General features: G+C 66.0%; 19 protein-coding genes. All 19 read right to left on the bottom strand.

Annotation, left to right across the window (positions count from 1 at the left end; translation table 11 throughout):
• Positions 1–28 precede the first annotated feature (28 nt).
• Complete coding sequence (gene apeM, locus BN1263_RS01855; RefSeq protein WP_058979154.1) at positions 29–2,383, bottom strand: ApeM family transporter; 2,355 nt, start codon at positions 2,381–2,383, stop codon at positions 29–31.
• Positions 2,376–3,005, bottom strand: coding sequence for an ApeL family LolA-like protein (gene apeL, locus BN1263_RS01860; protein ID WP_058979156.1), 630 nt, complete (start codon positions 3,003–3,005; stop codon positions 2,376–2,378). The genes apeM and apeL overlap by 8 nt, the downstream gene beginning before the upstream one ends.
• Positions 3,002–3,433, bottom strand: coding sequence for an acyl-CoA thioesterase (locus tag BN1263_RS01865; protein ID WP_005411603.1), 432 nt, complete (start codon positions 3,431–3,433; stop codon positions 3,002–3,004). The genes apeL and BN1263_RS01865 overlap by 4 nt, the downstream gene beginning before the upstream one ends.
• Positions 3,420–4,970: an HAL/PAL/TAL family ammonia-lyase gene (locus tag BN1263_RS01870; RefSeq protein ID WP_058979158.1), complete on the bottom strand. Its 1,551-nt coding sequence runs from the start codon at positions 4,968–4,970 to the stop codon at positions 3,420–3,422. Before BN1263_RS01870 ends, BN1263_RS01865 begins: the two co-directional genes overlap by 14 nt.
• On the bottom strand, positions 4,960–5,901 hold the full coding sequence (locus BN1263_RS01875) for a lysophospholipid acyltransferase family protein (protein ID WP_019661712.1): 942 nt from the start codon (positions 5,899–5,901) through the stop codon (positions 4,960–4,962). The genes BN1263_RS01870 and BN1263_RS01875 overlap by 11 nt, the downstream gene beginning before the upstream one ends.
• Position 5,902: 1 nt before the next feature.
• A complete protein-coding gene (locus BN1263_RS01880; protein WP_058979160.1) occupies positions 5,903–6,673 on the bottom strand; it encodes a glycosyltransferase family 2 protein in 771 nt (256 codons plus the stop codon).
• The gene (locus BN1263_RS01885) at positions 6,663–8,348 is read right to left on the bottom strand and encodes an ApeI family dehydratase (protein ID WP_058979162.1); all 1,686 of its coding nucleotides are present in this window, start codon (positions 8,346–8,348) and stop codon (positions 6,663–6,665) included. The genes BN1263_RS01880 and BN1263_RS01885 overlap by 11 nt, the downstream gene beginning before the upstream one ends.
• Positions 8,341–8,892: a COG4648 family protein gene (locus BN1263_RS01890; RefSeq protein ID WP_058979164.1), complete on the bottom strand. Its 552-nt coding sequence runs from the start codon at positions 8,890–8,892 to the stop codon at positions 8,341–8,343. Before BN1263_RS01890 ends, BN1263_RS01885 begins: the two co-directional genes overlap by 8 nt.
• A gap of 22 nt (positions 8,893–8,914) precedes the next feature.
• A complete protein-coding gene (locus tag BN1263_RS01895; RefSeq protein ID WP_006402206.1) occupies positions 8,915–9,172 on the bottom strand; it encodes an acyl carrier protein in 258 nt (85 codons plus the stop codon).
• 17 nt (positions 9,173–9,189) lie between these two features.
• Positions 9,190–9,447: an ApeE family acyl carrier protein gene (gene apeE / locus BN1263_RS01900; protein ID WP_005411610.1), complete on the bottom strand. Its 258-nt coding sequence runs from the start codon at positions 9,445–9,447 to the stop codon at positions 9,190–9,192.
• On the bottom strand, positions 9,434–10,231 hold the full coding sequence (locus tag BN1263_RS01905; protein ID WP_021203501.1) for a lysophospholipid acyltransferase family protein: 798 nt from the start codon (positions 10,229–10,231) through the stop codon (positions 9,434–9,436). Before BN1263_RS01905 ends, apeE begins: the two co-directional genes overlap by 14 nt.
• Complete coding sequence (locus BN1263_RS01910; RefSeq protein WP_019661717.1) at positions 10,224–10,967, bottom strand: beta-ketoacyl synthase chain length factor; 744 nt, start codon at positions 10,965–10,967, stop codon at positions 10,224–10,226. Before BN1263_RS01910 ends, BN1263_RS01905 begins: the two co-directional genes overlap by 8 nt.
• 214 nt (positions 10,968–11,181) lie before the next feature.
• The gene (gene cydB / locus BN1263_RS01915; protein WP_058979166.1) at positions 11,182–12,195 is read right to left on the bottom strand and encodes a cytochrome d ubiquinol oxidase subunit II; all 1,014 of its coding nucleotides are present in this window, start codon (positions 12,193–12,195) and stop codon (positions 11,182–11,184) included.
• 1 nt (position 12,196) lies between these two features.
• Positions 12,197–13,594, bottom strand: a complete 1,398-nt coding sequence (locus BN1263_RS01920; protein WP_058979168.1) for a cytochrome ubiquinol oxidase subunit I — start codon at positions 13,592–13,594, stop codon at positions 12,197–12,199.
• Positions 13,595–13,724: 130 nt separating this feature from the next.
• Entirely contained in the window at positions 13,725–14,924 is a 1,200-nt protein-coding gene (locus BN1263_RS01925; protein WP_058979169.1) for an ABC transporter permease, read from the bottom strand.
• Between the two features lies 1 nt (position 14,925).
• Positions 14,926–16,224 (bottom strand): ABC transporter permease, encoded by a 1,299-nt coding sequence (locus BN1263_RS01930; RefSeq protein ID WP_058979173.1) that lies wholly within the window; start codon positions 16,222–16,224, stop codon positions 14,926–14,928.
• 27 nt (positions 16,225–16,251) lie between these two features.
• Positions 16,252–17,076, bottom strand: coding sequence for a hypothetical protein (locus BN1263_RS01935; protein WP_058979176.1), 825 nt, complete (start codon positions 17,074–17,076; stop codon positions 16,252–16,254).
• On the bottom strand, positions 17,073–18,290 hold the full coding sequence (locus tag BN1263_RS01940; protein ID WP_058979180.1) for a hypothetical protein: 1,218 nt from the start codon (positions 18,288–18,290) through the stop codon (positions 17,073–17,075). The genes BN1263_RS01935 and BN1263_RS01940 overlap by 4 nt, the downstream gene beginning before the upstream one ends.
• Positions 18,291–18,341: 51 nt before the next feature.
• Positions 18,342–18,650, bottom strand: coding sequence for a hypothetical protein (locus tag BN1263_RS01945; protein ID WP_058979182.1), 309 nt, complete (start codon positions 18,648–18,650; stop codon positions 18,342–18,344).
• Positions 18,651–18,928: the final 278 nt, after the last annotated feature.

Here is an 18,928-nt window from a genome sequence, read left to right on the forward strand (position 1 = left end):
GTGGAAAGAAGGAAGTCGGAAAACAGGCTCAGGCCGGCGGCAGATCGTGCGGCGGCGGACGGAACAGCGGCGAGATCAGCCAGACCAGGCCGATGCCGAACAGCAGGGTCAGGCCGAACGCGCGCAACGCCGGGGTCTGCGACAGGCCCAGCAGGCCGAACGACAGCCAGGTGCTGGCCGCGCCCACGCACACGGCCAGCCAGGCACTGGCGTCGCCGCGGTGCTCGATCAGGAAAATGCCGTAGTCGATGCCCATGCCCAGCAGCAGCATCAGTGCCAGCACGTTGAACAGCTGCAGCGGCTGGCCGAACAGGCCAAGCAGGCCCAGGGTCAATGCGCCGGCAATCAGGGTCGGCGCGAACACGCGCCAGGCCTGGCGGCGGTAGCGCAGCCACAGCGCACCGAACACCAGTGCGATGCCGACCAGCAGCAGCCCGCCCATCAGCTTGCGGTAGTGGCCCAGCAGCTTGGAGAAATCGGAGGTGCGGTCTACCCAGCGAACGCCGGGCAGGCCCTCGGCGGCACCTTCCAGCGTGGCCAGGGCATCGGCGCGCGACAGGTCGTCGACCATTACCACGCTGATCATCTGCCCACCGACTTCACCCACCCACAGGTGGCTGAACGGCTGCGAGGCCGGCGAGGCCAGGAAGGCTTCGGCGGTGAGCGGCGCTGCGGCGAACTGCGGACGCTGCAGCGGCTCTCCCACCGCCTCGGACACGGCCGACAGCACGCCAGGTTCCACCTTCGCGGTCAGCGCGGCATCGGCCTGCTGGCGTGCCGGCGACGGCAGCCAATCGCTGATCGCGCGATAGCCACCAATGCGCTTGTCGTTGGCCAGTACACGCAGGCGCTCGGTCAGTGCTTCCTCGCGCTGCAGCAGCTGCGCAGCATCCGCGCCCTGCACCAGGTAGAACTGCGCCGGGCTGGGCATGCCCAGCAGCTGGCTCAGGCGGATCTGCTGCGCCATCAACGCTGGCGGTGATGACTGCAGGCTGCGCAGGTCGTCGTTGCTGTGCAGGCGTGCGATGCCGATTGCAGACAGTGCCAGCGTGATCACCACGAACATCGTCACCCCGCGACGGCCATGCAGGCGCGGGAAACGTTCCAGCGTATTGCCCAGCCACTGCGAGAACCGGGTCTGGCGGATCTCGCCGCCATCGAGCCACGGGAACCAGAAGATCACCGTGAGGAAAGCAGCCGCCAGGCCGACCACCGAGAACAGCGCCATCTGGCGCAGGCCCGGGAACGGGGCCAGGCCCAGTGCCAGGTAGGCCAGCGCGCTGGTCAGCAGGGCCAGCCACAGGCCGGGCAGCAGGTGCCGCAGCAGCTTCCAGCGACGATCGGCCGGCTCGGCCTGGCGCGAGGCGAACCAGTGGATACCGTAATCCTCGGCCACACCCACCAGCGATGCACCGAACACCAGGGTCAGCACGTGCACCTTGCCAAACACCAGCACGGTCACCGCCAGTGCCACGCCGCAGCCGATCAGCAATGACGCGGCGACCAGCAGGATCGGGCGCAGCGAACGGAACGCCAGCCACACCAGCAGCAGCACCGCGGCCAGCGAGCCCCAGCCGATGGTATTGATCTCACGGTTGGCCTGCACTGCGGCTGCCTCCGCATGCAGCGGCACGCCGGCGTGCAGGATCTCCAGCTCCGGTGCTACGGCCTTGGCCGCCTTTCCGGCGCGTTCCAGCAGGCCATCGAGATGGCGTTCGCCGTCAAGCTGGAATGCCGAACCAGGTGTATCGAACTGCAGCACGGCCCAATGCCTGCCCTCGGCTTCGAGCAGGCCGTCATCGCCCAGCCGCAACCCCGACCCCTGCGCCTGCTGCTGCCACCATTGCGGCCACAGCGACAGCGGGTCCTGGCGCCAGTCGGTCAGGCGCGGGGCGCCCATCGGGCCGTACAGCGCAGCCAACGCCTGCTCGGCCAACGCGCCCGGTTCGCTGCCCTGCAGCTGCTCGCGCTGGGCCGGGGTCAGCAGGCGGTCGCGGTACGGTGCGTAGAACGCGCGCGCCTCGTCGAACCAGCCTTCGATCGAACCGCTGGGCACCAGCAACGCGCTGTCGGCATCCGCCGCCATCGCCGCAGCGAACGCCGCCTGTGCGCGCTTGGCGGCGGCGCCATCCTTGCTGCCCAGCAGCACCACCACCTGGCGCGAGCTGCCGTCGGCGATGCGCCGGGTGACGTCACTCAACAGGCGGTCATGCGCATCCTGCGGCAGCAGGGCGAGGATGTCGGTGTCGATCCGCGACTGCTGGCTCCACAGGCGCCATTGCTGCGCACCCAACACCAGCAGGAGCACCAGCCAGGCGATGCCCAGCCAGTGCCACCAGCGCCGCAACCGGTCCGGCCCGTTCGATGCTGCCCCCTCACTCAAAGCGGCGTGCCTCGTCGGCGGTGAGCGTGGCCGGCGCTTCGCTCAGCGCGCTGAACTGGATCTGCGTGCGGTCCTTGTTGGCCTCGACGATCTCGACCTGGCGCACGTAGCGGTCGCCCTGCAGGGTCAGCGACTGGAACGCCTTGGCCAGCATCGCCGACTTCGGCGTCAGCCGCAGCCGCCAGCCCTGCCCTTCACGGCTGGCCGCCACGTTGAACTGGCCGGACAGCGCCTGCACGTCGCCACTCATCAGCGCGAACATGATCGCGTTCACCGAACGCATCGCCGGCTGCTGCCGTGCATCGAGCTCGACACGGGTGCTGCCATCGCGCTGGCGGCTGAGGATGCGGTCGGCGGTGACCACCACTTCGGAGGGGAACGGCTTGAGCGTGGTCCAGATCACGCCATGCTGGCGCGCGACCACGAACTGGCCCTGCGAGCGCAGCGGGTTCTTGAAGCCGCTGACCTGCTTTTCCTGGCTGAACTGGCCACGCAGCACGTCCGGCCGCGCCACCGCCTGGGTGATCGCATCAATGGCGGGGTCGGCCGCCTGCACCTGCGGTGCGGCAACGAAGATCAGCGCGCACAGCAGCGCGCTGGAAAGACGGACAAGGGTGTTCACGGTGCAGGCACTCCCAGGCGTTCCCACAGTACCGGCGGGCACTGGTACAGCATTTCCTTGCTGGCCGCGTCCACCGCGACCTGGATGGTCATCGCGCGGGTCAGCACCTGACCGCTTTCCGCATCGAGGATTTCGTACTCGATCTTCAGCCGGTTCTCCCATTCCACGATGCGCGCGACCACGCGCAGGGCCTGGTTGAACAGCAGCGGCCGCACGTACTTCACCCGCGCATCGACCACCGGCCACAGGTAGCCCGATTCGAGCATCTGCGGGTAGTCGTAGTCGTAGCGACCGAGCAGCGCGCAGCGCGCGATCTCGAAGTACTTGAAGTAGTTGCCATGCCAGACCACGTTCATCGGATCGCAGTCATGGAAGGCGGGGGTCAACGCAATCTCGCCAACCCGTTCAATGGCCTCATTCACCGGCATACAGCTCCCAACGTTGCGCGCGGATCTCCACCAGCAGTTCCCGCAGTTCGCGATCCAGCGCGCGGTCTTCCTCGACCAGGGCGATGCGTTGCCCCAGGTCGGCGTACATGTCGGCCAGACTGCCATGCAGCTGCGCATTCAGGCCAACCCGTTCACGCAGCGCCAGGCCCTGGCGCGCGGCGATCAGCATTGCCGCCACCACCTGCTCGGTCAGCTCGATCACGCGCAGGCAGTCGCGCGCGGCAATGGTGCCCATGCTGACCTTGTCCTGGTTGTGGCACTCGGTGGAGCGCGAGAACACGCTGGCCGGCATGGTCTGCTTCAGCGCTTCGGCGGTCCAGGCCGAAACGCTGATCTGCAGCGCCTTCAGGCCATGGTTGATGGCCGCGCGCGGGCCGGTGGCCGCCGACAGGTTGGCCGGAAGGCCATGGTTGTAGCGGGCATCGACCACCAGCGCCAGCTGCCGGTCGAGCAGATCGGCAACGTTGGCCACGGTGTTCTTCAGGGTGTCCATCGCCAGCGCGATGTGGCCGCCGTAGAAGTGGCCGCCGTGCAGGATCCGCTCGCCATCGGCATCGATCAGCGGGTTGTCGTTGGCGCTGTTCAGCTCGGTTTCGATCAGCTGGCGCAGGAACGGCAGGCTGTCTTCCAGCACGCCGATGACGTGCGGCGCGCAGCGCAATGAGTAACGGTCCTGCAGGCGCTGTTCATTGCGCGGCGGGCGTTCGCTGTGCAGGTCGCTGCGCAGGCGCGCGGCGATGCGGCCCTGGCCCGGGTGCGGCTTGGCCGCGAACAGGGTTTCGTCGAAGTGGTGCGCGTTGCCGTCGCTGGCCAGCACGTTGAACGCGGTCAGGCGCGTGGCCATGCGGGCCAGGTAATCGGCGCGCTGCCAGGCCAGGCAGGCCAGGCCGGTCATCACCGCTGTGCCGTTCATGATCGCCAGGCCTTCCTTCGGCCGCAGCTTCAGCGGGGTCATGCCGATCTTCGCCAGCACCTCGGCCGCCGGCTGCACGCGGCGCTCGTGCAGCACCTCGCGTTCGCCGCACAGCACTGCCGCCACGTACGACAGCGGGGTCAGGTCGCCACTGGCACCGACCGAGCCTTCGGCCGGAATCATCGGCAGCACGTCGTGCTGCAGCAGCGTGGCCAAGCCTTCCAGCAGCGGCAGGCTGACACCGGACATGCCGCGCACCAGCGACGCCAGGCGCGCAGCCAGCACCGCACGGGTCTCGACCGGGTCCAGGTAACGGCCCAGGCCGCAGCCATGGTAGGTGTACAGGTGGTGCGGCAGTTCAGCCACCAGTGCCGGCGGGATGTTCACCGTGCACGAGTCGCCATAGCCGGTGGTTACACCGTAGATCACGCCGTCCTCGCGCAGCAGGCGGTCGAGGAAGTCGGCGCCGCGCTGGATGTGCGCGCGGAATGCCGGCGCGTCGCTCAGTGCGGCCTCACACTGGCGCTGGGCCAGGGCAACCACGTCTTCGATGGTCAACGGTGCATCGCCAAAGCGGCACACGGGTACGGCGTCAGTCGTCATGCGGAGCCTGATCCCAGAAGGGGAAGAAATTGAACCAGTCCAACGGGGACTGGATGACCTGCAGTTCCAGCCAGCGCGCGAAGCGCTGTGCCTGTTCGGCCAGCGCGGCGTCGCGCGAGCCACGCGGCAGCACGATGCGTTCGGCGAACTGTTCGAATGCCACCCGATAGCCGTCGCCCTGGTGCAGGCAGGCCATGGTGTAGACCGGGCAGCCCAGCGCGGCGGCGAGCACATAGGCGCCGATCGGGAACGGCGCGCGGTGGCCCAGGAAATCGGCGGTGACGCTGCGGCCACCCTGTACCGGCGTGCGGTCGCCGACGATGGCAACGAAGCCCCCCGCCGCAACGCGCTCGGCCAGCATCACCGCCGTGGCCGGCCCCATTTCGGTCACCTGCACCAGTTCCACCGCCGCCAGCGGGTCCAGCCGCTGCAGCAGACGGTTGAAGCGCTGCGCGTGTGCGGTATGCACCAGCACGGTGATGCGGAATCCCGGCACCTGCTCGGCCAGCACCTGGCACAGCTCCAGGCAGCCGATGTGCGCGGTGAGGATCAGCCCGCCCTCGCGGCGCGCGATCTTCTGCAGCACCAGGTCGCGGTGCAGGTGGATGCGTTCGGCCGGGTAGCGCCCGCCCAGGCCGAGGATCTTGTCCAGCATCGTGTCGGCGAAGGTAAAGAAGTGGCGCAGGCTGTCACGCCGTTTCGGCGCGCGGCCGAGCACGCCGCTGTGCGCCTGCAGCCGCTGCAGGTACTGCATCGAGGCCTGTCGCCCCACACGGTTGCCCAGCCAATGGCAGGCCACCACCGGCCACACGCACAGGCGGAACGGCCAGCGCCCGAACCAGCGGTGCACCCAGCACAGGAACAGCACGCCGGCCACCGAGGTGGATTCGCCGATGTCGGCCCAGTGTGGGGCGCCCTGCGCGGCCGTCATCTCAGCGCTGCCCCCGCAGGCGGCGCCACAGCAGGCGCGGCGCACGCCAGAGCATGCCGAAGAACAGGCGGGTATGCATGCGGCTGATGCGCACGTTGTCGCGCCACACATCGAAGTGCGACACGCCATCGGACGGATAGGTCACCCGCGTGGCCAGGTGCTCGACCGGCAGCCGGCGCCAGTACAGGCGCACCATTATTTCGGTATCGAAATCCATGCGCCGGCCGATGGTCTCTTCACCGATCAGGCGCAGCACCGGCGGCAGCGGATACACGCGGAAGCCGCACATGGTGTCGCGCAGGTGCAGCGACAGCGTGTTGATCCAGACCCAGATGTGGGTGGCGTAGCGGCCATACAGGCGCGCCTTGGGAACACTGGCGTCGTAAGCCGGAATGCCGCAGATCACCGCCTCGGGATGGGCGCGCGCGGCTTCGATGAAGCGTGGCAGGTCAGCGGTATCGTGCTGGCCGTCGGCATCGATCTGCAGCACGTGGCTGTAGCCACGCGCGCCGGCCTCGGCAAAACCGGCCAGCATCGCCCCGCCCTTGCCCTGGTTGATGTCCAGGCGCAGCAGGTCGACGCCCTGGCGCTGTGCCAGCGCGCGCAGCACCGCCGCGCACCCATCGTGCGAACCATCGTCGACCAGCAGGCAGGGCAGTCCCGCGGCCTGCACGCCGTCGAGCACCGCCGCGATGGCGTGCTCGTGGTCGTAGACGGGAATCACCACCAGTGGCGCGAATGCGGCACCGGCAACGGCCGGATCAGTCCGCATCGGCGAAGACCACTTTGCCGCTGGCATGCACACCATGGCTGGAGGTGTAACGGAAGGCCAGCGCGCTGCGTGCGGCATCCCAGTCCAGCTGCAGGGTCAGCTCATCGCCGGGGCGGGCCACATGCTGGAACTTCACCGCATCCATGCGCAGAAACGCTGCCGGCATTGCGAACACCTGGCGGCCGAAACGCACCGCCCAATCCAGCTGCGCCACGCCGGGCAGGATCGCTGCCTGGGGGAAGTGGCCCTGGAACGGCCGCAGCGTCGGGTCCAGGGTCATGCGCAGGGTGGCGCTGGCGGCGTCGCGGCGGTCCCAGACCGGCACCGGCATCAGTGGCTGGAACAGCGCTGCCAGCGCCGCCTGGGTTACCTTGCCCTGCGCATTGATCGGCAGCGCCTGCACCAGGCGCCAACGGCGCGGCCGGGTCACTGCGTCATGGGCGTGCGCCAGGCGCGCGCCAAGGCGCTGGCCCAGGGCGCGGCGCGCGGTGTCACCACCCGCCAGCAGCGCCCGGTCAGCCGGTACCACCACGGCCGCCAGCTGCTCGCGCTGGCCGGGCAGGACCAGCACGCGCGCGTCGTCCACTTCGGCGTCTTCGCGCAGCGCGCGCTCCAGTGCATCCAGCGAGACGCGGCGTTCTTCGATCTTGACGATGCGATCGGCCCGGCCCAGCAGGCGGAACCGGCCATCGGCCAACGCTTCCACGCGGTCCTGGGTACGCCACCAGTCGAGGGTTTCCAGATGCGCCGAGGCGACGGCCAGGCAGCCATCCTCGATGCGCCACTGCACGCCCGGCAACGGTTGCCACGGTGGCAGGTCGGTGTCCCAGCGGCGCCAGGCGATGCCACCGGTTTCGCTGCTGCCGTAAACCTCGGTCGGCGCCACACCCAGCCACTGCCGCACCTGGCGTGCGGCTTCTTCCGGCAGCGGGCCGCCGGAGGAGAACACCGCGCGCAGGCGGCCATGCAGGCTGGCCCAGTCCAGCTGCTCGGGCAGGCGCTTGAGGTGGGCTGGCGTCGCCACCAGCACCGTGTCGGTACCGGCCAGCGCACCCACCAGGTCTTCATGGAAGAACCGGCGTGGATGGATCAGGCGGCCGGCGGCCAACGGCCACAGCACGCGGAACAGCAGGCCGTAGATGTGCTGGTGGGATACCGTGCCATGCACCTGCACGCCCTCCATCTGTGCGCCGAACGCAGCCTGCAGCGCATCCACCTCGCGCGCCAGCTGGTCCAGGCGCTTGCCGATCGCGCTCGGCTGGCCGGTACTGCCGGAGGTGAACACGCTCAGCTCGCAGGCGCGTTCGTCCAGCGCCTGCAGTTCGTCGTCCAGCGTGGCGTCCAGCGCCGCCAGCGGGCGATAGTCGGCCGACACGTCGCCTGCGAAACCGCTCACCTGCGGTTGCAGCGCCTGCAACGTGGCCGGCAGGTTGTCGGCGGCCAGGAACACCCGCTTGCCGGCATGCCAGGCACCGAACAACGCCGCGGCAAAGGCCACCGCATCATCGAAATACAGGGCCCAGTCACGCCCTTCGGCCGTCGCAAATGCGGCGCGCCAGGCCAGCACGCGCTGGCGGAAGTGGGCGTGGTCGATCACCTCGCCATCGCAGACGCCAACGCTTCGATGCGGCAGCGCCGCCAGCAGCAGCCTGTCAAGGGCAATCCACTCAGCCATGCGCGTGCGCCGCCTTCACCCGCCGCCGCACCAGCCACTCACCTGCGAACAACACGCCCATCATGACGTACGCCAACAATCCGTTGTAGAGCATCCAGGCCCGGTCCGACGCGTACAGCGCGGTCAGCAGGGCCAGGCTGCCGTTGAGAACGAAAAACCCGCACCACACCTGGGTGACGCGTCGGGTATAGGCCACCGCGAACGGGGGCAGGTCCGGCTCCTGCATCCGCGCCAGGCGCTCCACCAGCGGTGGCCCGAAGCGCAGGCTGGTGCCGAACACTGCCAGCATCACCGCATTGACCAGCGCCGGGTACAGCTTCAGTGGCAGGGCCTGGTTGAGCACGGTAGCCAGTACCGCCAGCAGGCCGGTGCCCGCCGCTGCGGCCCACCACAGCGGCTGGCGCGAACTCAGCGCGCGCAGCAGGGCCAGGGTGAACAGCAGCAGCGACAGCCAGCGTGGCTCGAAACGACCCATCGCCAGGTACACCAGTACCGGGTAGGCCAGCGAGATCGCAGCCACCACGACCGTGCGTGCGCGTGCCATGGTGGAGCCGTCGGCGCTGCGGTCAGGCGGCTGCCTGGTCCGGCAGCAGCCTGTGCACCACATCGACGATGTCCTGCACGGTACGCACGGCCTTGAACGCTTCCGGCTGCAGGTTGCGGCCGAGCAGCGGCTTGAGCTGCACGATCAGGTCCACCGCATCGATGCTGTCGATGTCCAGGTCGTCGTACAGGCGGGCTTCCGGGGTGATCCGGGCCGTTTCGATCTCGAAGCTGTCGGTCAGGATGCTGACGATGCGTTCGAACAGTTCATTCTTGGTCATGGCAATTCCTGGCGCCGTTACGACTGGCGGGCGGCGACGAACTCGCCGAGCGCGCGCACGCTGGAGAAATGGCGACGGGTTTCTTCCGAATCGGCCGAGAGGCTGACACCGTACTTCTTCTGCAGCGCCAGTCCCAGCTCCAGCGCGTCGATCGAATCCAGGCCGAGGCCCTCGACGAACAGCGGCGCGGTCGGATCGATGTCCTCCGGCGTGATGTCCTCCAGCGAAAGGGAGGAAATGATCAATTCCTTGATCTCGTGCTCAAGTGCTTGCACGGTTCGGATCTCCAGACAGGTCGAAATAACGAGAAAGGTGCTCGGTGACGCGACGGGCCGCCAAGGCATCCCCCCTTGGCGAGTCGTCTTCGGCCAGAAATGGCGCGATCGGGATATCTTCGCCGATCTGCAGCCGAACGTGAAAGCGACGTGAGGGGACACGATACCACTTCTGCCCCTTGGTCAGCGTTGGCGGGCTGCAGGTGATCCGCACCGGGGTGACGTCGATGCGGCCCCGTACGGCGATGTTGGCGGCCCCGCGCTGCAGCCGCGGTGGCTGCCCCGGCACGCTGCGGGTGCCTTCCGGGAAGATGACCAGGGTGCCTCCGGCGCGCACTGCGGCCACACAGTCATCGACCAGGCCGGCGCCATCGTCATTGGAGATGTAGCCGGCAGCCCGCACCGGGCCGCGCATGAACGGGTTGCAGGCCACCGCCCGCTTGACCACGCAGTCGGCGTTGGGAAGCAGCGAGATCAGGCAGACCACGTCGATCAGGGTCGGGTGGTTGGCCAGCACCAGCAGGCCGTCGCGCTGCAGGCGTTCGCCGCCCTCGATCTCGTAGGTCATCACCCCCAGCCCGCGCATCAGCCGCAGATGGCTGGCGAACGCGACCTGGACCACGCGCCGGGCACGGCGGCGCCGCGCCACCGGATCACGCATCAGCAGCAGCACCGGCATCACCAGAACGCCGAGCAGCAGCCCGCCCAAACCGAATGCGGCAAAGCTCAGGCCGGTGCCGAGCACCCGCCAAGCATGATCGAGACGGCGCAGCGCCTCAGCCACGGCGCCCCCAGCGCCAACGCTGGCCCTGAGCCACGTGCTCCAGCGCCGGCGCGCCGGACAGCAGAAAGCGGTGCAGGTCCAGCGCGTGCGGCAGCGTGCCCGGGGCGGTGGCAGTGGCCTCCGGCGCCGCCTCCCACTGCAGGGAGAGGATCGGCTGGCCCGGCATCGGCGCCGTCAAACGCCAGCACCAGGCAAAGAACGGGTCAGGTTCGTCGGCAAACGTCGCGTAAATTTCAGGAAGCGGCGACTCATAGACCACCACCCGCACTTCGCGGGCGCCATCGGCGAGCAGACCGGCCGCTTCCAGGCAGGCGGTCTCGACCGTGGCCTGGCCGGCGGCCAGCGCCAGGTAGTTGCCGCGGTGACCGCGCGCGATCGAGTACAACGCAGCGATCGCGTTGTGCACCGACAGGCCGAACCCCGTCGGTGACAGGGGCTGATCGCTGGCGAGCGCCCCCAGCAGCTCCATCGAACGGGCCACGTCGCCGTGGCGGCTGGCGAACACCAGCGGCACCTGGCTGTCAGCGCCCTGCCCGTCCTCGCACCAGCAGGCAGCCTGGATCGCCATCCGGCCCAGCCGCTCGATTCGGCGGCGCTGCATTGCCGGGATTTCGGCGAGCGGCGGCGTGTCTTCGCCAACCGGCGGATACGGCGCATCGGCCCAGCCCAACCACTGGCTACGCTCGCTCAGGCCGGGCGCCCAGGCAGCCCAGTCGACGATGGAGAATTCGATCATTAGCGAAGGTGCTTCAACGGGAGAACGATAGGCACGAGCCATTACGGCGACGCGCGGCGGCCCCCCGTTCCTGCAGCCGTGCGTCCGTCCAGGACGTCGCCGGCTGCCCCCCTGGCTGCCGGAAAGGAGCGCACGCTAGCACGTCCCGCCCGGGGTGTGCAGATTTCACATTCCACAACAGGGGCCCGGCACCAGCGGGCCCCGCTTCAATCGATCAGTGGTAACCGCTATCGGCGCGCACTTTGCCGCGGAACACCCGGTACGACCACGCCGTATAGCCGAGGATGACCGGCAGCAGCATGACCAGGCCGACCAGGCTGAAGCCCAGCGAGGAGGCCGGCGCGGCGGCCTGCCACAGGGTCATCGACGGCGGCAGCAGATAGGGCCACATGCCCAGCACCAGGCCGAGGAAGCCAAGCACGAACAAGGCCAGGCTGAGCAGGAACGCCGGCAGGTCGTGGCGCGGATGGGTCGCGCTGCGCCACAGCGCGGCGGCCACCGCCAGCGTCAACAGCGGCACCGGCGACAGCCACCAGAAGTTGCCGTCGCTGAACCAGCGCGCCATCAACCGCGAATCGAGGAACGGCAGCCAGCTGCTGACCAGGCCCATCGCCGCGATCACCGCCACCACCAGCGGCCGGGTCATCTGCCGGGCCAGCGCCTGCACGCGCCCTTCGGTCTTCAGGATCAGCCAGGTGCTGCCCAACAACGCATAGCCAGCCACCAACGCAGCACCGGTCAGCATCGCGAACGGGCTGAACCAGGTGAATGCGCCGCCCTGGTAGACGCCGTCCACCAGCGGGATGCCCTGCACCAGGGTGCCGAGGATCACGCCCTGGGCAAAGGTCGCCAGCAGCGAACCGAGGCCGAACGCCACGCTCCACACCCGGCGCGATCGATGTGCCTTGAAGCGGAACTCGAAGGCCACGCCGCGGAACACCAGCGCCACCACCAGCAACAGCACCGGCAGGTACAGCGCCGACAACAGCACCGCATAGGCCTTCGGGAACGCCGCCAGCAGCCCGGCGCCGCCCAGTACCAGCCAGGTCTCGTTGCCGTCCCAGATCGGCGCGGCGGTGTTCATCATCAGGTCCAGCTGCTGCTCGTCCTCGGCAAACGGGGCGAGGATGCCGATGCCGAGCACGAAGCCGTCCAGCACCACGTACATCAGCACGCCGAAGCCGATCACCGCAAACCACGCCACCGGCAGCCAGGTCATCAGGTCCATGTCAGCGCTCCTCCAGCGGTTCGTCGGCCGCAGACAGCGGGCGTGCCGGGGTGTGGCTGCCGTGGTCCAGCGACGGCCCATCATCGTGCGGACGCGGTCCGTGGCGCAGGATCTTCACCAGGTACCAGATGCCCCAACCGAACACGAAGGCGTAGCCAACGACGTAGACCGCCAGCGACAGCGCGGTCATCCACGCGCTCTGCGGGCCGACCGCATCAGCGGTGCGCAGCACGCCATACACCACCCACGGCTGGCGGCCCATCTCGGTGACGAACCACCCGGACAGCAGCGCGATGAAGCCACTCGGCAGCATCCAGTTCCATCCACGCAGCAGCCACGGTGAATCCAGCAGCTTCCTGCGCCACAGCTGGAACGCTGACACCCAGGCCAACAGCAGCATCAGCGTGCCCAGCCCGACCATGATGCGGAAGGCAAAGAACACCGGCGTCACCGGCGGCCGCTCGCTGGCCGGTACCGAGGTCAGCGGGTCGAAGGTGCCATCCAGCGAGTGGGTGAGGATCACGCTGCCCAGCTTCGGGATGGCAACTTCGAAATCATTGCGCTCTTCCTTCTCGTTCGGCAGCGCGAACACCACCAGCGGTACGCCCTCGCCCTCCTTGGTTTCATGCCAGTGCGCTTCCATCGCCGCGATCTTCATCGGCTGGTGCTTGAGCGTGTTCAGGCCATGCATGTCGCCGACGAAAATCTGCACCGGCACGGTCAGTGCCGCGAACGCCACCGCTGCCACCAGCATGCGCCGGCCCGCTTCCACATGCGTGCCCTTGCGCAGGTACCACGCACCGACACCACCGATCACGAAACAGGTTGTGATGAACGAACCCAGCGCCATGTGCGCCAGGCGATAGGGGAACGAGGGGTTGAACACCACCTGCCACCAGTCCACCGGATGCACCACGCCGTTGACCATCTCGTAGCCGGCCGGCGTATGCAGCCAGCTGTTGGACGACAGGATCCAGAACGTGGAGAACAGCGTGCCCAGCGCCACCATGCAGGTGGACAGGAAATGCAGGCGCGGCGAAACCCGGCCCCAGCCGAACATCATCACGCCGAGGAAGCTGGCTTCCAGGAAGAACGCGGTCAGCACTTCGTAGGTCAGCAGCGGGCCGATGACCGTGCCGGCCACCTCGCTCAGCCGTGGCCAGTTGGTTCCGAACTGGAAGGCCATGACGATGCCGCTGACCACGCCCATGCCGAACGACACCGCGAAGATCTTCTGCCAGAAGAAATACAGCTCGCGCCACACGGGCAACTTCGTGCGCAGCCAGCGCCATTCGATGAAGGCCAGCCAGCTGGCCGTGCCAATGGTGAAGGCGGGGAACAGCACATGGAAACTGATGACGAATCCGAACTGGATCCGGGACAACAACAACGCGTCCAAGGGACGCCTCCTGCCTGTGACCGGTGGGATACCGGACCACTTTAGGAGGATTTCGTTAAGGCGGGATGCGACCGGGTGACGCGCTGCTTCACTTTGTCGCAGGGGGCGAGCGTTTTCATCGGTGAGCGCGTCAGAACGGTTTCAACAATGCCAGCGGTTCCTCCCGGACCGTCCGCCATGCACGGGGCAGCAGGGCGGCAAGGCTCGCCAGCATCACCAGCATGAACGCCAGCGACCCTGTCAGCCAAGGCGATATCGCGACCTCGTGCTGCGGCGACCAGAGCAGGTGCAGCAACCACGCACCCAGCAGAGCGCCGGGAACAGTGAAGATGCTGACTTCGAAGATGATCTCCGCGAAAATCACCGATCCGCGGGCACCCAATGTTCGACGAATACCGATGGAGCGCCGCCTGCGCTCCAGCCATGCGCCTACCACGCCAGACACGCCGGCCATCAGCACACCCAGGACCACCGCCGCCATGAAAGCAAGCATGGCCGTCGTGAAGCGGTCTGCCCGAAGGTAGGCATCACGATATCCCGCCAACGTGTCAACGCCTGTCGGATTCACGACGCGATAGGGCTGCCGCAGCGCCACAACGGTGCGGTCAAGCAGCACGCGGTCCACCTCCGCGTGGGATCCGATCAGGTAATGGCGGCTCGCACCGCTTGGAAAACCGGGAAACAGCGCCCACTGCGAGTCCCGATCGTTTCCCCCTGGCGCAGGCCCGACGATGGACGAGAACACACCCACGATCACCCTGCTGCTTCCCGGCCCGAAGTACAGCTGACGACCCACGGCGCTCTCCGAGCCAAACAGATGCACGGCCAATGCCTCGCTGATCAGCACGACAGGCGCGCCGTCGGTCGCCTCATGGTCTGCCGGCAAACGCCCCGTCACCACCTGTGCCCCCAGCATCGTCAACAGGCCTGGGCTGGCGGTTACCACGGGAATGCGATCACAGCCAGCCACGTCGCTGCTGCCAGCCGCCATGGCGCGTGCCATGGCTGCATCGCTGGTGCATGCGCCGTAGTGATGTGCCCTGCCTCCGAACGGAACCGAATCGCTGGCGACCACCTGCCGGACGCCAGGGAGCTGGATGGCGGAGAGGTCCGATCGCACCACCGAAGGCGCCACCCTCTCTTCGATATCGGAGACCCGGATGACACCGATCGCCTGTGCTCCCTCGATGCCCCGCGTGTTCAATCGTGAGAAACCATCTGCGGCAGACTGCAGGGCAAAGGCGCAGGCCAGGCTGGCCAGTGCGGCCTGTACAAACAGCAGCGACGCGCGCCCCAGGTGGTTGCGGACTTCCTGCATTGAATCCAGCATTTCACGCCGCTCCCTTTGCAAACAACCGCGACAGCGACCCGCTCCGGCAGACTTCCAGCGCCGGGATGAGCGCGCACAACAGTGCTGTCGCGAACCCAACCCCGGCCGCCATCAGTACGGATGCCGGATCCAGCGTAGTGATTGCCGACGGAAGCACCTTCCCTGTCGCCACCAGCCGCATGCCCACCGCATACGTAATGGCCGCCAATGTGGCACTGGCCAATCCCGACGATGCCGACTCCCACATGAGCTGGGCAAAGACATCCCCCCGCCGGGCACCCAGCGCGCGACGTATCGCAAGCTCGCGACGGCGTGCGCCCAAGCTGAATCCCAGCAGCGCGGCCGCATTGACGATGCAGACCACCAGCAGAAGCAGTGCCAGATGAAGCTGGGTCCGCGTGCGCTCAGGGACCAGCCCCTGTCGATCCAGCCACGCCATCAGCGGCCAGAGCCCGACCTGATCGCCATCCGGGTCGACCTGCACATCCCGGGCCTGTGCATACGCATTCAGCATCGCGCGGTATCCAGACACGTCATCCACTGTCGGTAGCCATGCCCACAGTTGCAGCCAGGACGCCTGGGCGCCGCCAAGTTCCACCCCCTCGCCGCCGCCCCAGACCGCCACGCCGTCGACCACGGTCAACCCGTCCGCAATGGCGGTTTCAACCGGCAGATAGATCTGATCGGGTTCCACGAAAGGACGGCGGGTCACGTCTCCCTGGAACATCGGCACCGGATGCCAGTCCTCCGCCACGCCGACAACCGTGTACGTGCGCCCGCTCAGCTCCAGCGGATGGCCGATGCATCCTGCCGGGCACTCGACCGCTGCGGCTGCCTGCGACAGCACAGCGATCCGACTTCCGGCCTGCCCTTCCTCCGCCGTCCACGATCGCCCTTGCACCAGCGTGATCCCGAGCACGCTGAACACCTCTGACGTCGCGTATCTCGCACGCAGCCGGGCACTTGATTGCCCGGCTTTCAGCAGGGTCACGGCGCCACCGGCCATGGCTGCCTGGTTCCAGGCATGCCCTTGCTCCAGCAGGGCTTTGGCATCAGGCCAGGTCAACCCCTGCCCAGGATCAGGCGCTGCCGCATGCTGTGCCCGCGGGCGCACATCCAGGTGTGGACGGAAGAGCGACCCGCTGCGTCCCGGGGCCGGATCGGAGGATGCCTGCAGCACAATGGACAGCATCACCATCGCGGTTCCCACGCCCGCGCCAAGCATGAGGGCCACGGCAATGTGCGTCCCGAGGCGCTGCCGAAAGCGCTTAAGCGACAGAGAAACGTAATAGAAAATCACACACCCTCCATAGCGTTGACCCTTCGCCTAGACCGACGCGATCGGCATCCCACGCAGGAGCAGATCCCTGCTTCTCACCGGATCGCCAAGGGTGGCCAGATAGGGGCTGAATGCACAGAACGTGATTTTCGTCCCTTGGACGTAGAATAAGATCTCGCCAATTCTGCTATCGAAGGTTTCGCGACATGCAGCTACTAGCGATGTGATAGAACTCGCGTCGGTCGATACCGCGCCTCGTGGAAACTCAAGGTCAACCGCATCGCCGTGATAGCTGCAGACTACGGGCACTCCCTCAGGCCGTTCGACGAAGAAGGGATGCCACTGCTCCTCTCCCTCTTCTACATCCGACGTACCATCCCACTTGAAGTAGGACCATACGGATTTCTGTACAGGATCCTTGAGATGAGAAGTGTCTGGCATCCTGTGGCCAAAGCCAAACGCGAATGATGGAACTCTGATGTCCGAAACAAGGCCAGAAATCAGCATCCACTGAACATTAAGCGGAAGAAGTGATTTACTCACCCCGCGAGTACCGATTCCATGCGCCAGTGTTGCGGTACCCGCCAGGAGAGAGCCCAGTGCAGCATGTGCCCAGTTCTCATGCAGTCCACACTCGCGGAGCTTCATGCCAATATCGCAACGAGAGATATCAAACACCCTGTTGATTACGTAGCCTGCATGCAGCATCGGATTTCGATCGGGACGCTGGGCAACGATCGGCGTCGCTTCCCGAATCGTCCACAGTCTGGTCAGCTGGTCCAGATGAATCACAGTTACGTCCTTGACGTCGCGCAGAGCGACCGCGACTGCGTCCTGCTCATCCGAGTGAAGAACGACAATTGCACTTTTCATGCCACCGCCTTCGTGGCCACAGCGCATTCTTGAGCCCTGTCAACCTTCTTTATTGCACCCTGCATTTCGTCGACCAGTGCCATGAGCTTCTCTGAAGGCGCTTCTTCCAAAACGAAAAGCGTCGATATTCTCCTCTCGGTGAAGAACCCTCCATCGATGTGCATCAGCCTTCGCTTCAGTCTCTTGATTTCTGCGTGGTCAAAGCCCGCGCGAGATTCCAGAGCACGAGCGAGCAAATGATGAATGGCGTAGTAGACGAACACAGCATGGACCAGCGAGTGATTTGGAATGAAATTTCCCGACCAGGGCGAAACCGGCCGAACGCGGATTGCGCTGGACATGAACTTCCCGTAGACATCTTCATATGCCGAAAGAAACGAATGCACAGACTCATGCAGGATCGCTTCTGCGCAAAGATCCACCGTCATTTCTTCCCTATGGACATTCAGCACCCGAATGCAGCCCACATGAGTTGGCCGATACTCCGACCCAAGATTGAGCTCGGCTACGCTGTCACCGGCGCCAATGGATTTTCTGACAAGAACACGTCTTGTGAATGTTCGAATCAACAAACCGAGATGCGGGGCTGACTCGTCCACCATAGAAATAGCCGCTTCAAGTTTCTTCCTTATCACTTGGATCTCGTGCAGCGGGATACCCAATGATGGTTGGCAGAACGTTCCGCTCTCGGGCTCGTACCTCTGCGAAAGCCGGCTGTCCACATCAAGAACAATCACTCCACCAATCCTGGGTCTGTCTATCCTTGCAGCGATGTCGCTCTCACTCGTTGTAAACCAGTCGCCCAGAGAACTTTCGAGCGGGTTCGCGTCAGTAAGCAGCCTCAGCTCATTCTCATGGGTGTGCTGTTGAATCGGGCACTCGGCGATAGCCGCAAACCACAGAGCGTCGAGTGTCGAAACCGGCTCACCATGCTGATTCTCATATGCGATGCCCGCCGGCTCGTCCAGAAATGCTGATACCCAAGGCGAGGCAAGTAGCCTCCGTCTTCCGGCAGCGTCAAGATGATGAATTGCACGATCTATCGCATCGACCCGACGCTGAATCCCGGGCCCTTCATTCAGCTTGACTGAAAGCGCATTTCCCAAGCGTTGCCCGGTGAGTTCGAGCCACGATTCCATCAACGCCACGCACACGTCGACCGTGCGTCCGGGCTCATCGATCGCACGCTTCAGATCTTCAAAGCACAGATCCATCAATCGCTCCTTTATGGCGGGCGATCGCCTGTACGACGATCGCCCGTTCTATCAGATAATGAACTTCCGGACTTCAGGAATTACATGCGCAAACCTGAAATTCTCCTTTTGCTGATCTCCGGTGGAGTAGTGCCCGCAATGGGTCCCGCCACTCGAGTAGCTCGTGCACTGCGTGCCTGCGATTCCGTGATCGTCAGACAGTTCGTGCGTAGCGATCCCGCTGTCGATACTGATTTCCGGGACCGAGAGGCTCTGAACCGGTGGCGACACATCCGACTGCGCTGCAGCTGCAATGCCGGACAGGCCGAGCAGTGCTACGAGAGTGGGAGGAAGCAGCACAGACTTGTCGATCTTCGACATGACTCATCTCCGTTGAAGTTGATGGAACGCGAACAGGTTCAAGCCTCCCCGGCTATGACCTGTGTCAGCGACTGCCGACGACCGAGCGTTCCCCAGGACGCACACGAACCTCAATAGCAGAATGGAACTCTGCAACTATCCTCAAGATGGTTGAGAGCTCAGAATCACTGTCGGCAGCATCAGCTTACGATTAGCGATGCGATCACGACTCGTCATGGCACCAATCACCACATCTTGATGAAGCTCGCGAATTTTGCGAGTCCTCATTCCAGGTCGTT

It is taken from the genome of Stenotrophomonas thermophila, from assembly GCF_001499715.1.
Taxonomy (GTDB): domain Bacteria; phylum Pseudomonadota; class Gammaproteobacteria; order Xanthomonadales; family Xanthomonadaceae; genus Stenotrophomonas; species Stenotrophomonas hibiscicola.

Coding starts and splice junctions, on each gene's coding strand:
- BN1263_RS01865 (WP_005411603.1), bottom strand. CDS start 3,433: ATGCCGGTGAATGAGGCCATTGAACGGGTTGGCGAGATTGCGTTGACC.
- BN1263_RS01870 (WP_058979158.1), bottom strand. CDS start 4,970: ATGACGACTGACGCCGTACCCGTGTGCCGCTTTGGCGATGCACCGTTG.
- BN1263_RS01875 (WP_019661712.1), bottom strand. CDS start 5,901: ATGACGGCCGCGCAGGGCGCCCCACACTGGGCCGACATCGGCGAATCC.
- BN1263_RS01880 (WP_058979160.1), bottom strand. CDS start 6,673: ATGCGGACTGATCCGGCCGTTGCCGGTGCCGCATTCGCGCCACTGGTG.
- BN1263_RS01885 (WP_058979162.1), bottom strand. CDS start 8,348: ATGGCTGAGTGGATTGCCCTTGACAGGCTGCTGCTGGCGGCGCTGCCG.
- BN1263_RS01890 (WP_058979164.1), bottom strand. CDS start 8,892: ATGGCACGCGCACGCACGGTCGTGGTGGCTGCGATCTCGCTGGCCTAC.
- BN1263_RS01895 (WP_006402206.1), bottom strand. CDS start 9,172: ATGACCAAGAATGAACTGTTCGAACGCATCGTCAGCATCCTGACCGAC.
- BN1263_RS01910 (WP_019661717.1), bottom strand. CDS start 10,967: ATGATCGAATTCTCCATCGTCGACTGGGCTGCCTGGGCGCCCGGCCTG.
- cydB (WP_058979166.1), bottom strand. CDS start 12,195: ATGGACCTGATGACCTGGCTGCCGGTGGCGTGGTTTGCGGTGATCGGC.
- BN1263_RS01925 (WP_058979169.1), bottom strand. CDS start 14,924: ATGCTGGATTCAATGCAGGAAGTCCGCAACCACCTGGGGCGCGCGTCG.
- BN1263_RS01935 (WP_058979176.1), bottom strand. CDS start 17,076: ATGAAAAGTGCAATTGTCGTTCTTCACTCGGATGAGCAGGACGCAGTC.
- BN1263_RS01940 (WP_058979180.1), bottom strand. CDS start 18,290: ATGGATCTGTGCTTTGAAGATCTGAAGCGTGCGATCGATGAGCCCGGA.
- BN1263_RS01945 (WP_058979182.1), bottom strand. CDS start 18,650: ATGTCGAAGATCGACAAGTCTGTGCTGCTTCCTCCCACTCTCGTAGCA.